The following is a 13,934-nucleotide window of genomic DNA, read 5'->3' as shown; positions in this document are numbered from 1 at the left end:
AATCGAATTGAGAACTGGAAGTGTGGACCCGACTGGCTGTTAATGCGGCCCGCGGCGGAACGGCGCAACAGAACCGTAACCGCCGCGTCACGCAACTGACTGTCAGAATCAGGCTGGGAAGAAATCCAACATGGCCGTTGTCACCCCGTTCAATCCCCTGACCGCCGCCGATCCAGCCGCCTCTGAGCCGACCTTCCGTACACAGCCGCACAATCTGGATGCCGAGCAGGAACTGCTGGGCGCCATCCTGGTGAACAACGAAGCCGCGATGAAGGTGTCCGGCTTCCTGCAGCCGGAGCATTTCTTCCACGAGGCGCATCGTCGCATCTACCTGGCCGCGCTGACGCTGATCGAGCGCGGCGAGATCGCCAATCCGGTGACGCTGAAGGCCTATTTCGAGCGCGACGAGGTGATCGCCAAGGCTGGCGGCACTGCCTATCTCGCCCGCCTCGCCGCCGCCGCCACCACCGTGATCAACGCCGAAGACTACGCCCATGTGGTCCACGACCTCAGCTTGCGCCGCCAGCTGATCTCGATCGGCGAGGAAATGGTCAACCGCGCCTACGATCCCAAGGTGGAAGAAGGCGCCAACCACCAGATCGAGGAAACCGAACAGCGCCTGTTCAAGCTCGCCGATGAAGGCAGCTCGGAAGGCGGCTTCGTCTCCTTCAAGGAGTCGATCGCGGAATCGATCAAGAATATCGACGCGGCCTGGAAGAAGGGCGGCCTCAGCGGCGTGACCACCGGCCTGCGCGACATGGACAAGATGCTGGGCGGCATGCACCCGTCCGATCTGATCATCCTCGCCGGCCGTCCCTCGATGGGCAAAACCTCGCTGGCCACCAATATGGCGTTCAACGCGGCCAAGGCCGGCGTGCCGGTGGCCTTCTTCAGTCTCGAAATGTCGTCCGACCAGCTGGCCACGCGTATCCTGGCGGAAGAAACCCGCATCGCCTCGGAAAAGCTGCGCCGCGGCGACATCACGGACGAGGAATTCACCCGTCAGATCGTGCCGGTCTCCAAGGAACTGGCACAGTTGCCCTTCTTCGTCGACGATACCGGCGCGATCTCGATCTCGCTGCTGCGCAGCCGCGCGCGCCGCCTGAAGCGCACCAACAATATCGGCATGATCATCGTCGACTACCTGCAGCTGGTGCGCGGCAGCAATTCTCGCCGCAACGACAACCGAGTGCAGGAAATCTCGGAAGTGACGCAGGCGCTGAAGGCGCTGGCCAAGGACCTGAACGTGCCTGTGATCGCGCTGTCCCAGCTGAGCCGCGCGGTGGAAAGCCGCGACGACAAGCGGCCGCAGCTGTCGGATCTTCGTGAATCAGGCGCCATCGAGCAGGACGCCGACGTCGTGATGTTCGTGTATCGCGATGAATATTATGAAATGCGCAAGCAGCCGAACGAGGGCACGCCCGAGCACCTGCAATGGCAGGAACGGATGGACAAGATCGCCAACCTGGCGGAAGTGATCATCGGCAAGCAGCGTCACGGACCCATCGGTCGCGTGGTGCTGCATTTCGAGAGTGCCTTCACCAAATTCAGCGACCATATCCAGTCCGACCATCTTCCGGACGCGTACTAACTGAAAAATTAGCCCACCTGCGGAACCTGATACCACAGCGAAACAGATAGTAACTTCCGCATAAACACGCCTTACGCGAAATTCCCCCCTGAGTTTTCGTCACTCAGAACAGGCCGCACTGCCACGGCCGGCAAGGGGAAAATCATGCAGTTCTTCAACAATCTCAAGATCGGCACACGGATCATCGCGATCCTGCTACTGTTCACCGGCGGTCTGGTCGGCGTCACGCTGATCGGCCTGAACGGCCTACGCACCTTCGACGAAAACGTCAACGACATGCAGAGCATGTCGGATCGGGCGCTGTATGCGCTGAAGGCTGCCAATGCCATGAACGAGACTGCGGCCGAGGCGCGCGCCATCTACGCATCGACTGATGCCACCGAAATCAAGACCATGGCCGCCAGTTTGATCGCTGCGACCGAGCGTTTCGAGAAGGTGATCTTGCCCTATGAAGCGGCCCAGCCAGCGGACCGGCGGTCCGCTTTTGCCGCGCGCAAGCAGCTGATGCTGGATTTCGCCAATTATCGCCGCGAGGTCGCCCGCATCGCACTCGACAAGGGCGGCAGCGCCGCTCGCGAATTCGGCAATCAGGCGCAGTATGTCAAGCTGCGCACCGACCTTGAGAAATCCTTCGACGAGGCTATCGCACGCAACGACAAGGGTATCAATGAGATCGGGCACAAACTCGACGGCTACATTATCACCGAGACTTACCTGTTGATCGGCTTCTCTGCCGCTATCATTGTCGGCACCTTGCTGCTTGGATTTGGCATTTCCATGCTGACGATCTCGCGTCCGATCAATCGCCTCGCAGCAGGCATGAAAATCCTGGCAGACGGCAATACGCAAGCCGAGGTATTCGGTACCGGTCGCGGCGACGAGATCGGCGTGATGGCCAAGACCGTGCAGGTTTTCAAGGACAACATGATTGCCCGCCAGCAGGCCGAAGCAGATATCGCCGAGCAGCGTCGTGTGGCTGAGGAACAGCGCAACGCCACAGCGGCGCGCGAGCGCAATGCCATCGCGGAGATCGGCCAGCTCTGCACCAAGGTGTCGGGCGGCGAGCTGGATATCCGGCTCAACGAAACCGACAAGGAGGGCTTCCTGCTCGACATCAGCAAGCAGCTGAACGGTCTGACCGGAATGCTGCAGCAGGTGACCGGCGAACTGGCCACTATCACCGCCAGCATGGCGGAAGGCGACCTGACCAAAGACATCCGTGGCGACTACCATGGCGTGTTCGGCAAGGTGAAGTCTGGCGTCAACACGATGGCCGAGAAGCTGCGCGACATCGCTGGCGACCTGAACCAGAGTGCAGCTGCGGTGAAGGAAGCCGCCGCCGAAATCTCGACCGGCAGCCAGGATCTCGCCAGCCGCACGGAAAGCCAGGCCGCCTCCATCGAGGAAACCGCCGCCTCGATGCATGAGATCACCGCCACCGTGAAGCAGAATGCCGACAATGCCCAGGCTGCCAGCCAACTGGCTGCCGTCGCCCGCGATGCGGCCGACAAGGGCGGCGCGGTAATGGGCAATGTGGTGACGGCAATGGGTCAGATCGAGGGCTCGGCCGCGAAGATCAGCGACATCGTCGGTCTGATCGACGAGATCGCCTTCCAGACCAACCTGCTGGCGCTCAACGCTTCGGTGGAAGCGGCCCGCGCCGGCGAAGCCGGCAAAGGTTTTGCCGTCGTCGCCCAGGAAGTGCGTGCACTGGCGCAGCGTTCAGCCGATGCCAGCCGCGAGATCAAGACCCTGATCAGTGCCTCGAACGGCCAGGTCCGCGAAGGCGGCAAGCTGGTCGGCCAGGCCGGCGAGAGCCTGACCGAGATCGTCTCGGCGGTTAAGAAGGTCACCGACATCGTCTCGGAAATCGCCGCCGCCAGCCGTGAACAGGCCACCGGCCTGGAGCAGGTCAACACCGCCGTCGGCAGCATGGACGAAATGACCCAGCGCAACGGTGCTCTGGTGGAAGAGACCTCGGCCTCGGCGCAATCGCTGTCGCAGCAGGCCTCCGACCTCGCCCGCCTGGTCAGTTTCTTCAAGATCGGGGACACCGCGACGACCCGTCACAGCAAGCCCGCCCAGGTGGTTCCCCTGAAAACGGCCGCTGCGCAAAAGCCGGCCATGCGAACCACGGCACAGGCAAAGCCTGCCGCACGGTCGACGGCGCAGCCGCAGGCCGCCAATCACGACTGGCAGGATTTCTGATCATGAGCACCTATGATGTCTTGCTCGTCAACGTCAGCGATCAGGCCTATGCCCTGCCACTGCTGCAGATCCAGGAGATCCGCGGCTGGTCGCCCGTCAATCCGCTGCCCGACACCGACGCGGCCTGCCTTGGCGTGCTCAACCTGCGCGGCCATGTCCTGCCGGTCTTCGATGCCCGCATGATCCTGGGCAAACCGGCGGCGGAGCCGAAGCCGCAGGATGTGATCGTGGTTGCCATGCTGGATGGCAAGCCGCTCGGCCTGCTGGTCGACAGCGTGTCGGATATCGTCGAGATCGCTGCCGGCAATATCAGCCGCGCCGATCAGGGCGAGACCTGGTCGTCCGGCCTGGTCGAGGGCATCGCCACGGTGGGCGAACAACTGGTGCCGGTTCTGGCCCTGCAGAAGCTGACCGGCAACCGCCTGCCGGCGATAGCCCAGGCAGCGTAACCCGGCTGCTGAACAGGACTGCTTAACCGCCAAAAAAATCCTGCCGCAGGATTTGCTGACATGTGCCGTGTTGATTGGGGATGGTGACAAAAACGCACCGTCCCCTTTCTTTTTCAACACAGGAGCCGCCTCATGTCCGCTCGCAATCTGCTCATTGCCGCCAGTGTGATCGCCACCGGTTTTGCCGGCGGCATCGCCCTCGCCCAGCCCGTGTCGCAGCCCGGCGCGCCCACCACGCAAGTTCAGCGCGCCGACCATGTCCGGCCCGCGCCCGGCCAGTTCATCGAAGGCCGCATCGCCTTCCTGAAGGCCGAACTGAAACTGACCGCGCAGCAGACGCCGCTGTTCGACAAGCTGGCAGACGAGATGCGCACCGGTGCCAAGGCCATGCAGGAGCGTCATGCCCAGCGCCAGCAGGCCAGCGCGCAGGGTACGGCGCCGGCTTCCCAGTCGGCGCTCGAGAAGCTGGAACGCCGCAGCACGGCGATGAAGGAAATGACGACCGTGCAGGATCGCTATCTCGCCGCCTTCCGTCCGCTCTACCAGTCGCTGTCGGACGACCAGAAGAAGACCGCCGACCTGCTGTTCGCCCGAGGGGATCATCTGGGCGGTCATCCGGGTGGCAAGCATCGGATGCACAAGTCCCACTAACTTTATGGACCGGGGCCCTCCTTTCGCGGGGGCCCCGCTTTTTATTGGGTAGAACCTGTCACAAGTCGCCGGGTTGCTCCGTCTGAGAGATGTCAGACAGGAGAAAAGCCATGACCCAGCGTCTCGATTACCGCGCCCTCAGCCCTGACGGGGTGAAGGGCCTGTTTGCCGTCCAGCCTTATCTGATCAAGGCCCTGCCCCGCCCCTTCCTCGACATCATCTGGATCCGCATCTCGCAGATCAACGGCTGCGCCTACTGCGTCGACCAGCATGTCAAGGACGCCCTGCAGCACGGCGCCAGTGAGCGCAAGCTGCATCATGTCGCCATCTGGTGGGAGTCGCCGCTGTTCGACGCGCAGGAACAGGCGGCACTGGCCTATGCCGAAGCCGTCACCCGGCTGGAACATCAGCGTGTCGCCGACGACGTTTACGAGGCCGCCAGGACCCGGTTCGATGAGCGCACGCTGACCGACCTGACCATCGCCATCGTGGCGATGAATGCCTGGAACCGGCTGGCGATCAGCATGCGCAAGGGCGCGCCGGCCTAGCTCCTGTTCATCGGGCCCTGTCAACGGCAGCGGCGTCCATGCTACATCACTGGCATGGACATCGCCGCCGCCATCCCCCCGTTTTCGCCCTTCATGCTGGGCGTGCTCGCCAGCGTGGTTGCCGGCTTCGGCGCCACCACGCTGGGCGCGGCCCCGGTGCTGTTCCTCGGCAACATGAAAGACAGCACGCGCAACCTGATGCTGGCCTTTGCCGCCGGCATCATGCTGGCCGCCACCTTCTTTTCACTGCTGCTGCCCGCGCTGGAGCAGGCCGAGACCATCATGCAAAGCCAGAGCGGCGCGGCGCTTGGCGTGATCGTCGCGCTGCTGGTCGGCGCGCTGACGATGCATCTGGCGCACGCCATAGCGCCGCACGAACATTTCGGCATGAAGGGCCGCGAAGGCGCCAATGCCGCGCGGCTCGCTCGCGTCTGGCTCTTTGTCATCGCCATCGCGCTGCATAATTTCCCCGAGGGCCTCGCGGTCGGCATTGGCGCCGCCAGCGGCGATCTCAGCAGTGGCCTCGGTGTCACCTTTGGCATCGGGTTGCAGAACCTGCCCGAAGGTCTGGCAGTGGCCGTCGCGCTGCGCGGCGAAGGCTATACCCGCAAGGCCGCCTTCCTGGTCGCGGCGCTGACCGGCGCTCTCGAGCCGCTCGGCGGCATCGTCGGTGCCGGTGCGCTGGCGATCTCGGGCGGCCTGCTGCCCTGGGCGCTCGCCTTTGCCGCCGGTGCGATGCTGTTCATCATCTCGTCCGAGGTGATCCCGGAAACCCATCGCCATGGTGTCGAGCGCGGTGCCACCACGGCACTGTTCGGTGGTTTCGTGGTGATGCTGTATCTGGATGTAGCGCTCGGCTGAACCTTCCGGACTTATCGTCACCAACTGACGGTTTCCTGCCTCGCCCCAACGGGCTAACATACCCTCGTCTGGGTACGAACAATAAGGCGCGGCCGATGAGCCATGCGTCAAAGGAGGAAACCATGGCGTCGCAGAACTCGACCGCAACCCTCTCCATTGGCGGCCGCATCAATCTCGGTTTCGGCATCGTGATCGTGCTGCTGCTGGTTGTGGCCGGCGCCGGTCTCTATGGCAGCAACAATGCGCGTGTGCTGTTCAACAGTTTTGACGAGACCTCCGATGCCACCCGCGCCGTACTGCAGGCCGAGCGCGACATCATCGACCTGAGCCGCAATGTGCTGCTCTACACCGACCGCGACAGCCAGCCAGCGCTGGAAAATGCGCGCAAGTTGCTGCAGTCGATTCCGCAGACCATTGCCGAAGCCGAAAAGGACGCCGATGCCAACGAGCGCCGCATCCTGGGCGAAATCGTCGGCCTGATGCGCCAGTTCAGCGCGGTGATCGAGGAAACCGTGGCCGCCAAGGCCGAGTATAACGGCGTATTCCAGAAGGATGTGGTGCCGGCCAGCACCATCATCCGCCAGATTCTGCCGCAGATGATATCGCAGGCCGTCGCCACCAACGACTATCAGACCGCCTACGAAGCCTCGCGCGTTTCAGACCTGCTGAATTCCATCGGCGGGGCTGCCTACCAGTATCTCTATCGGCCGCGCCCTGAACTGCTCCAGCGTACGCAGCAGTTGACCGCCGATCTCAGCACCGCCAGCGCCGCATTTGCGGACCGCCTGATCACCAAAGGCCAGATGTCGGCCGGCGAAGAGATGAAGGAAGCCACCGCGGCCTATGCCGAAGGCCTGGTCAAGGTGATGAGCACCATTGGCCGCATCAGCACCGACATGGCCGGGCGCATGAGCCAGGCCGCCGTCGGCGGCATTGAGCGCGCCAATGCACTGGCGGAGACGCGCAGCCGCGAACTTGACCAGGACGAAACCGCGATGCACACCAATCTGGGCGTGACGCTGACCACGATTGGCGTGATCGCGCCGATTGCGCTGGTCGCCGCGCTGCTGGCCGCCATGCTGATCGGCCGCTCGATCCGTCGTCCGGTGCTGGCCCTGACCGACAGCATGGGCGTGATTTCCACCGGCGATTATGCCGCCGCCGTGCCCGGACTTGAACGCGGCGACGAGATCGGCCGCATGGCCAAGGCCGTGCAGGTATTCAAGGAGAACGGCCAGGAGAATGAGCGCCTGCGCCAGCAGGTGGAGACCGAACGCGAACAGCGCGAACGCGACCGTGCTGCCCAAGAGGCCGAACTCGACCGCTCGGTCGGCATGGTGGTACAGGCCGCCGTGGCCGGCGATCTGGGCAAGCGCATCGAGACGGCAAGTCTGGAGGGTGTGATGCGCAAGCTGGGCGACGGCATCAACAGCCTGGTCAGCAGCGTCAGCACCGCCATCGACGAGGTCGGCCACGTGCTGGCCGCGATGGCCGGCGGCGACCTGACCCGCCGTGTCGATGGCCAGTATCAGGGCGTGTTCGCCGAACTGAAGGACAATGTGAATGCCAGCAGCGCGAAGCTGGCCGGCACCGTGAAGGGCATCGCCGACGCGGCCGCGGCCGTGAACGAGGCTAGCTCGGAAATCTCCACCGGCAGCCAGGATCTGGCCCAGCGCACGGAATCTCAGGCGGCCTCCATTGAAGAAACCGCCGCCTCGATGCACGAAATCACCACCACGGTGAAGCAGAATGCGGACAATGCGCAGGCGGCGAACCAGCTGGCCGTCGCTGCGCGCGACACCGCCGAAAAGGGTGGCGGCGTGGTGAACGACGCGGTCGGCGCGGTGACGCGGATCGAGGAAAGTGCGAAAAAGATTTCCGACATCGTCGGCCTGATCGACGAGATTGCTTTCCAGACCAACCTGCTGGCGCTGAATGCGTCTGTCGAAGCCGCGCGCGCCGGCGAGGCCGGCAAGGGCTTTGCGGTGGTGGCGCAGGAAGTGCGTGCGCTGGCGCAGCGTTCGGCCGATGCCAGCCGCGAGATCAAGTCGCTGATCACGGAATCGAATGCACAGGTGAAGACTGGCGCCAGTCTGGTGAACCAGACCGGTTCGTCGCTGACTGAGATCGTCACGGCGATCAAGAAAGTGTCGGATATCGTGGCCGAGATCGCGGCGGCCTCGCGCGAACAAGCCACTGGACTGGATCAGATCAACACGGCTGTGGGCAGCATGGACGAGATGACCCAGCGCAACGGCGCGCTTGTCGAAGAGACTTCAGCCTCGGCGCAGGCTCTGGCCGGTCAGGCCAAGGAGCTGACCCGCCTCGTCGCCTTCTTCCGCGTAAGCTAGATGGGCGTGTGGCTTAAGCGGGACGTTTGAGTTCGGCGAGCAGGATGCCGCCGAGCACCAGCACCAGCGCGACCACATGATAGACCGCCAGCTGCTCACCGAGGATCAGCATGGCGAAGCTGGCGCCGAACAGCGGCATCAGGTTGGTGAACAGCCCGGCCCGGCCGGCGCCGATCAGTTCGACGCCGCGCATGTAAAAGATCTGTGACAAGAGCGACGGAAAGATCGCCACATAGAGCAGCAGCCCCCAGCCCTTCGCAGTCGGCCAGAAGAATTCACCGACGGCAATCTCATAAGCCAGCGGCAGGAATGACGTGATCAGCGCGGCTGGCGTCAGCGCCGCAAAGAACACCAGGCTGGGCACCAGCGGGCGGTGGCGCAGCAGCAGCGAATAACCGGAATAGAAGATCACCGCGATCAGGATCAGGATGTCGCCGCGATTGATGGTCAGTTCCAGCAGGTGCTGCAGGTCGCCCTTGGCCGCGGTCCAGACCACGCCGGCCATCGAGACCGTCATGCCAACCCATTGCAGCGCCGTGATCCGCTGGCGATAGAAGACCAGCGCGCCGATCAGGATCATCGCCGGCATCGCCGCATTGATGATGTTGATGTTGATCGCCGTCGTCGTATAAGCCGACCAGTAGAGCAGGATATTGTAGCTGGTGTAGCCCAGCGCGCCCATCATGGCGAGATAGGGAATACGCGGCTTCAGCACCGACCAGTGTTCGCGCACGCCACGGCCCGCCAGGGCAAACATGATGCTGGCAACGATCAGCCAGCGCATCAGCGTGAGCGAGGCCGGCGAAATCTCGCCCACGGCCATGCGGCTGACCACCGAATGGCCGCCCCACATCGCCACGGTGAGCACCAGCAGCAGATAGGGATTGGCGAACAGCCGGGATAAAAGCGGTTTTTCGGCCGGTATTTTGTCGGCAATGGGCGGAACGGACATGCTTCCTCGGATGACACGGACATACACGGGACGGCAGACCTGAACCGTCCATGACCGCCCTCTTCCGTGGCCAGTCCCCCTTATGAGCGGAGTTTCGCCTCCATCACTGGCAACGGCAAGGGTGGAGCTCGATTTAAGCCTGTTTCTTTCGGGGCGGCTGGGCTAAACACCGGCCATGACTTTCAGCTCCGGCGACCAGGCGATTCTCCATATCGATCTCGATGCGCTGGTCGCCAACTGGCGGCGGCTGGGCGGCATGGCGCCGCAGGCTGAATGCGCCGCCGTGGTGAAAGCCGATGCCTATGGCACTGGTGCTGCAGAGGTCGGCAAAGCCCTGCAAAAGGCCGGATGCCGCCGCTTTTTCGTGGCGCATTCCGAAGAGGCGCTGGCACTCCGCCAGGCACTCCCTGACGTTACGATCCATATCCTGCACGGCCCGACCGCCGGTGGCGAAGCCGAACTGGCCGCCGCCAACCTGACCCCGGTGCTGTCCACGCCGGGGCAGATCGCGGCCTGGTCGGCGCTGGCGAAACAGCTCGGCCGCCGCCTGCCCGCCGCCTTGCATGTTGATACCGGCATGAACCGCCTTGGCCTGTCGGAGACCGAGGCCTATGCGGTGGCCACCGACCCGACCCGGCTGGACGGCATCGAACTGGCCTTCGTGATGAGCCACCTCGCCTGTTCCGACGAACCGGACCATCCGCTGAACCGCCAGCAGGCCGACGCCTTCGCGGCGCTGCGGCAGCGCTTTCCCAACCTGAAGGGCAGCCTGGCCAACTCGGCCGGGATTTTCTTAGGCGCGGACTTCCACCACGACATCCTGAGACCGGGAATCGCACTCTACGGAGCCAACCCGCTCGACCCGTCCGCAGGACCCCGGCGCGCGGCCAGCCGGATGGCGGAAGTGGTTCACCTGCAAGGGAAAATCCTGCAGGTCCGTTCCGTTGACAGGGGCATGACCGTTGGCTACGGTGCCGGCTATATCGTTGAAAAACCGACTCAAATTGCCACCGTGGCGGTCGGTTACGCCGATGGATTTTCTCGTGCGCTGTCCGGCCGGGGCAGCGCCATCATCAAAGGTCGTCAGGGCCATGTGCGAGTGCCGATCGCGGGACGGGTCTCTATGGATCTGATCACGCTGGATGTCTCTGCGCTCGACGCGAGCGACTGCCGGCCCGGCACACCCGTCAGCCTGCTCGGCGGCGGCATCGACCTCGACGACCAGGCCGCAGCCGCCGGTACCATCGGCTACGAACTCCTCACGCAGCTCGGCCGACGCTACCGGCGTGTTTATAAAAGTTCTGCCGCATGAACCCGCTTGCCATCATCGGCCGCGTCTTCCTCGATTTCCTCGGCGCCATCGGCCGTGTCGCGGTCTTCACCTTCCATGGCGTGCGGCACATCTTCGTCCCGCCCTTCTACCTGCGCCTTCTGGTCAAGCAGATGATGACCATCGGCTACTTCTCGCTGCCCGTCGTCGGTCTCACCGCCATGTTCACCGGCATGGTGCTGGCGCTGCAGATCTTCATCGGCGCCGGCCGCTTCAATGCCGAAAGCGCTGTCGCCAGCATCGTGGTGCTGGGCATCACGCGTGAACTCGGCCCGGTGCTGGGCGGTCTGATGGTCGCCGGCCGCGTTGCCTCTGCCATGGCCGCCGAAATCGGCACCATGCGCGTGACCGAGCAGATCGACGCGTTGACCACGCTGTCCACCAACCCATTCAAATATCTGGTGGCGCCGCGTCTGCTGGCCGCCACGCTGTCGCTGCCTGTGCTGGTGCTGGTGGCCGATGTCATCGGCGTGATGGGCGGCTACCTGATCGCGACACACAAGCTGGGCTTCAATGCCGGTGTCTATCTGAAGACCACCATCGACTTCCTTCAGACGCTGGACGTTGTCTCGGGCCTGGTGAAGGCGGGAGTGTTCGGCTTCATCATCGCGCTGATGGGCTGCTATCACGGCTTCCATTCCAAGGGCGGCGCGCAGGGCGTCGGCAAGGCGACCACCGATGCGGTGGTGTCGGCCTCGATCCTGATCCTGGTCGCCAATTATTTCGTCACCGAAATCTTCTTCGCCGGCAAATGACCGATACCCCGAACAAGATAGTCCTCAAGGACGTACACAAGCGCTTCGGCAAGAAGGTCGTACTGGATGGCCTCACGCTTGAAGTGCCGCGCGGCAAGTCGCTGGTGGTGATCGGCGGTTCGGGCACCGGCAAGTCGGTGATGCTGAAATGTGTGCTCGGCCTGATCCGGCCCGATAGCGGCCAAATCCTGATCGACGGCCAGGATTCGATGAAATTCGACAGTAGCGAGCGCGAGCAGGCGCTGCGCAAGTTCGGCATGCTGTTCCAGGGCTCGGCGCTGTTTGACAGCCTGAAAGTCTGGGAGAACGTCGCCTTCGGACTGATCCAGGGCCGCAACATGCCGCGCGACGAAGCGAAAGAGATCGCGCTGGAAAAGCTTGGCCAGGTTGGCCTCGGCCCCGAAGTGGCCGAGCTTTCGCCGTCCGAACTTTCCGGCGGCATGCAGAAGCGCGTGGCGCTGGCCCGCGCCATTGCCGCCGAGCCGGAGATCATCTTCTTCGATGAGCCGACCACCGGCCTCGACCCGATCATGGCCGACGTGATCAACGACCTGATCAAATCCTGCGTGCGGCAGCTCGGTGCTACCACGCTCAGCATCACCCACGACATGGCCAGCGCGCGCAAGATCGCTGACTATGTCGCGATGATCTACAAGGGCAAGATCATCTGGCATGGCACCGCCGCCGAGGTCGACAATTCCGGCAACGACTATGTCGACCAGTTCATCCATGGTCGGGCGGACGGCCCGATCAAGATGGAAGTGCTGAAGCCCTGATGGCAAAGGCGTCGGAATCCTTCGTCTGCCAGAGCTGCGGTGCCGCCTACCGCAAATGGCAGGGACGATGCGATGCCTGCGGCGGCTGGAACACCATCCTCGAGGAAGCGCCCAAGGTGGCGGTGCCCAAGGGACTTTCCGCGGGCAAGGGCAAGGCGATCGGCTTCGCATCCCTGAGCAGCCAGCCCGACAAGGTGGTGCGCACCATCAGCGGCATCAATGAATTCGACCGCGTGCTGGGCGGCGGTCTGGTGCCTGGCTCGGCCATCCTGATCGGCGGCGATCCCGGCATCGGCAAATCCACCATACTTCTGCAGGCTGTCGCCCAGCTTGCACGTCGCGGCACCACGGCGCTGTATGTGTCGGGCGAAGAAGCCGTGGCGCAGATCGGCCTGCGGGCGCAGCGTCTGGGGCTGGCCGATGCGCCGGTGCTGCTGTCGGCGGCCAATTCCCTGCGCGACATCCTCGCCGGCATCGACAGCGCCATGGCTGAGGCCAAGGGCGGCCCGGCGGTGATCGTGATTGACTCGATCCAGACCATCTTCGCCGACAATATCGAAAGCGCACCCGGCACGGTGAACCAGGTGCGCGCATGCGCCCACGAACTGGTCCGCGTCGCCAAACAGTCGAATGCGGCCGTGTTCCTGGTCGGCCATGTCACCAAGGACGGCCAGATCGCCGGCCCGCGCGTGGTCGAGCATATGGTCGATACCGTGCTGTATTTCGAAGGCGAGCGCGGCCACCAGTTCCGCATCCTGCGTGCCGTGAAAAACCGCTTTGGCGCCACCGACGAGATCGGCGTGTTCAGCATGACCGACGGCGGCCTGGCCGAAGTGGCCAACCCCTCGGCGCTGTTCCTCGGCCGCTCGGAAGCCGGCAAGGGCGAGCCGGTCGCCGGCTCCGCCATCTTCGCGGGCATGGAAGGCACGCGGCCCTTGCTGGTGGAAATCCAGGCCCTGGTGGCGCCCTCGCCGCTTGCGACACCTCGCCGCACCGTCGTCGGCTGGGATTCCGGCCGTCTCTCCATGGTGCTGGCCGTGCTGGATGCAAGATGCGGCTTGCGTTACTCGGGCTGCGACGTCTATCTCAACGTCGCGGGCGGGTTGCGGGTCGTGGAGCCGGCCGCCGACCTGGCCGTGGCCGCCGCGCTGCTGTCTGCCCTGGCCGATACGCCGGCACCGGAACGCACGGTCTTCTTCGGCGAGGTCAGCCTGGCCGGCGAGGTTCGCCCCGTCAGCCAGTCGGAGTCGCGGCTGAAGGAAGCGGCCAAGCTTGGATTCTCGCATGCCGTCATGCCGGCAGGCGCCAAGACCAAGGTGAAAGACATCGGGACGAGCGAGTTGATGCGGCTGAACGAACTGGTTGAGCTCTTCCCTGCCGCCCGGGCTGCCGCCAAGCGCGCCAATGCCGGCCGTGGCGGCGCGAACTGGACCGGCCAGACTCCGGGCGAGGAGGACTGAGC

Annotated in this window: 12 protein-coding genes; 11 read left to right on the top strand and 1 reads right to left on the bottom strand. The window is 64.0% G+C overall.

The features are described from left to right. Positions 1-130: 130 nt before the first annotated feature. The 7 genes from FNB15_RS14630 (at position 131) to FNB15_RS14600 (ending at position 8,659) form a co-directional block, all read left to right on the top strand. The gene (locus FNB15_RS14630) at positions 131-1,591 is read left to right on the top strand and encodes a replicative DNA helicase (RefSeq protein ID WP_144069415.1); all 1,461 of its coding nucleotides are present in this window, start codon (positions 131-133) and stop codon (positions 1,589-1,591) included. A gap of 144 nt (positions 1,592-1,735) precedes the next feature. Beyond that, the gene (locus tag FNB15_RS14625; protein ID WP_144069414.1) at positions 1,736-3,799 is read left to right on the top strand and encodes a methyl-accepting chemotaxis protein; all 2,064 of its coding nucleotides are present in this window, start codon (positions 1,736-1,738) and stop codon (positions 3,797-3,799) included. A 2-nt stretch (positions 3,800-3,801) separates the two neighbouring features. Continuing rightward, on the top strand, positions 3,802-4,248 hold the full coding sequence (locus tag FNB15_RS14620; protein WP_144069413.1) for a chemotaxis protein CheW: 447 nt from the start codon (positions 3,802-3,804) through the stop codon (positions 4,246-4,248). A gap of 132 nt (positions 4,249-4,380) precedes the next feature. After that, positions 4,381-4,899, top strand: coding sequence for a Spy/CpxP family protein refolding chaperone (locus tag FNB15_RS14615; RefSeq protein WP_144069412.1), 519 nt, complete (start codon positions 4,381-4,383; stop codon positions 4,897-4,899). Between the two features lie 110 nt (positions 4,900-5,009). After that, positions 5,010-5,447 (top strand): carboxymuconolactone decarboxylase family protein, encoded by a 438-nt coding sequence (locus FNB15_RS14610; RefSeq protein WP_144069411.1) that lies wholly within the window; start codon positions 5,010-5,012, stop codon positions 5,445-5,447. A 54-nt stretch (positions 5,448-5,501) separates the two neighbouring features. Further along, positions 5,502-6,308, top strand: a complete 807-nt coding sequence (locus FNB15_RS14605; protein WP_221932658.1) for a ZIP family metal transporter — start codon at positions 5,502-5,504, stop codon at positions 6,306-6,308. 122 nt (positions 6,309-6,430) lie between these two features. Further along, positions 6,431-8,659 carry a methyl-accepting chemotaxis protein gene (locus tag FNB15_RS14600; RefSeq protein ID WP_185973567.1) on the top strand — a complete coding sequence of 743 codons (2,229 nt, stop codon included), beginning with the start codon at positions 6,431-6,433 and terminating at the stop codon, positions 8,657-8,659. Between the two features lie 13 nt (positions 8,660-8,672). Here FNB15_RS14600 and FNB15_RS14595 read toward each other — a convergent pair whose 3' ends face one another. After that, complete coding sequence (locus tag FNB15_RS14595; RefSeq protein ID WP_144069409.1) at positions 8,673-9,611, bottom strand: DMT family transporter; 939 nt, start codon at positions 9,609-9,611, stop codon at positions 8,673-8,675. A gap of 175 nt (positions 9,612-9,786) precedes the next feature. Between FNB15_RS14595 and alr the strand changes: the two genes are divergently transcribed. The 4 genes from alr to radA are packed head-to-tail and all read left to right on the top strand — an operon-like array spanning position 9,787 to position 13,932. Beyond that, the gene (gene alr / locus FNB15_RS14590; RefSeq protein ID WP_144069408.1) at positions 9,787-10,923 is read left to right on the top strand and encodes an alanine racemase; all 1,137 of its coding nucleotides are present in this window, start codon (positions 9,787-9,789) and stop codon (positions 10,921-10,923) included. Then, positions 10,920-11,696, top strand: a complete 777-nt coding sequence (locus FNB15_RS14585) for an MlaE family ABC transporter permease (RefSeq protein ID WP_144069407.1) — start codon at positions 10,920-10,922, stop codon at positions 11,694-11,696. Before alr ends, FNB15_RS14585 begins: the two co-directional genes overlap by 4 nt. Next, positions 11,693-12,472, top strand: a complete 780-nt coding sequence (locus FNB15_RS14580) for an ABC transporter ATP-binding protein (RefSeq protein WP_144069406.1) — start codon at positions 11,693-11,695, stop codon at positions 12,470-12,472. Before FNB15_RS14585 ends, FNB15_RS14580 begins: the two co-directional genes overlap by 4 nt. Continuing rightward, entirely contained in the window at positions 12,472-13,932 is a 1,461-nt protein-coding gene (radA, locus tag FNB15_RS14575; RefSeq protein WP_144069405.1) for a DNA repair protein RadA, read from the top strand. The genes FNB15_RS14580 and radA overlap by 1 nt, the downstream gene beginning before the upstream one ends. The last annotated feature ends 2 nt before the right edge of the window (positions 13,933-13,934 follow it).

It is taken from the genome of Ferrovibrio terrae (genome assembly GCF_007197755.1).
GTDB classification, from domain to species: domain Bacteria; phylum Pseudomonadota; class Alphaproteobacteria; order Ferrovibrionales; family Ferrovibrionaceae; genus Ferrovibrio; species Ferrovibrio terrae.
This window is presented reverse-complemented; position numbering and strand designations above follow the sequence as displayed.

What these genes read in the sequence shown, in the direction of transcription:
- FNB15_RS14610 (WP_144069411.1), top strand. Translation starts at nt 5,010, where the DNA reads ATGACCCAGCGTCTCGATTACCGCGCCCTCAGCCCTGACGGGGTGAAG.
- FNB15_RS14630 (WP_144069415.1), top strand. Translation starts at nt 131, where the DNA reads ATGGCCGTTGTCACCCCGTTCAATCCCCTGACCGCCGCCGATCCAGCC.
- FNB15_RS14625 (WP_144069414.1), top strand. Translation starts at nt 1,736, where the DNA reads ATGCAGTTCTTCAACAATCTCAAGATCGGCACACGGATCATCGCGATC.
- FNB15_RS14580 (WP_144069406.1), top strand. Translation starts at nt 11,693, where the DNA reads ATGACCGATACCCCGAACAAGATAGTCCTCAAGGACGTACACAAGCGC.
- FNB15_RS14600 (WP_185973567.1), top strand. Translation starts at nt 6,431, where the DNA reads ATGGCGTCGCAGAACTCGACCGCAACCCTCTCCATTGGCGGCCGCATC.
- FNB15_RS14620 (WP_144069413.1), top strand. Translation starts at nt 3,802, where the DNA reads ATGAGCACCTATGATGTCTTGCTCGTCAACGTCAGCGATCAGGCCTAT.
- radA (WP_144069405.1), top strand. Translation starts at nt 12,472, where the DNA reads ATGGCAAAGGCGTCGGAATCCTTCGTCTGCCAGAGCTGCGGTGCCGCC.
- FNB15_RS14595 (WP_144069409.1), bottom strand. Translation starts at nt 9,611, where the DNA reads ATGTCCGTTCCGCCCATTGCCGACAAAATACCGGCCGAAAAACCGCTT.
- FNB15_RS14615 (WP_144069412.1), top strand. Translation starts at nt 4,381, where the DNA reads ATGTCCGCTCGCAATCTGCTCATTGCCGCCAGTGTGATCGCCACCGGT.
- FNB15_RS14585 (WP_144069407.1), top strand. Translation starts at nt 10,920, where the DNA reads ATGAACCCGCTTGCCATCATCGGCCGCGTCTTCCTCGATTTCCTCGGC.
- alr (WP_144069408.1), top strand. Translation starts at nt 9,787, where the DNA reads ATGACTTTCAGCTCCGGCGACCAGGCGATTCTCCATATCGATCTCGAT.
- FNB15_RS14605 (WP_221932658.1), top strand. Translation starts at nt 5,502, where the DNA reads ATGGACATCGCCGCCGCCATCCCCCCGTTTTCGCCCTTCATGCTGGGC.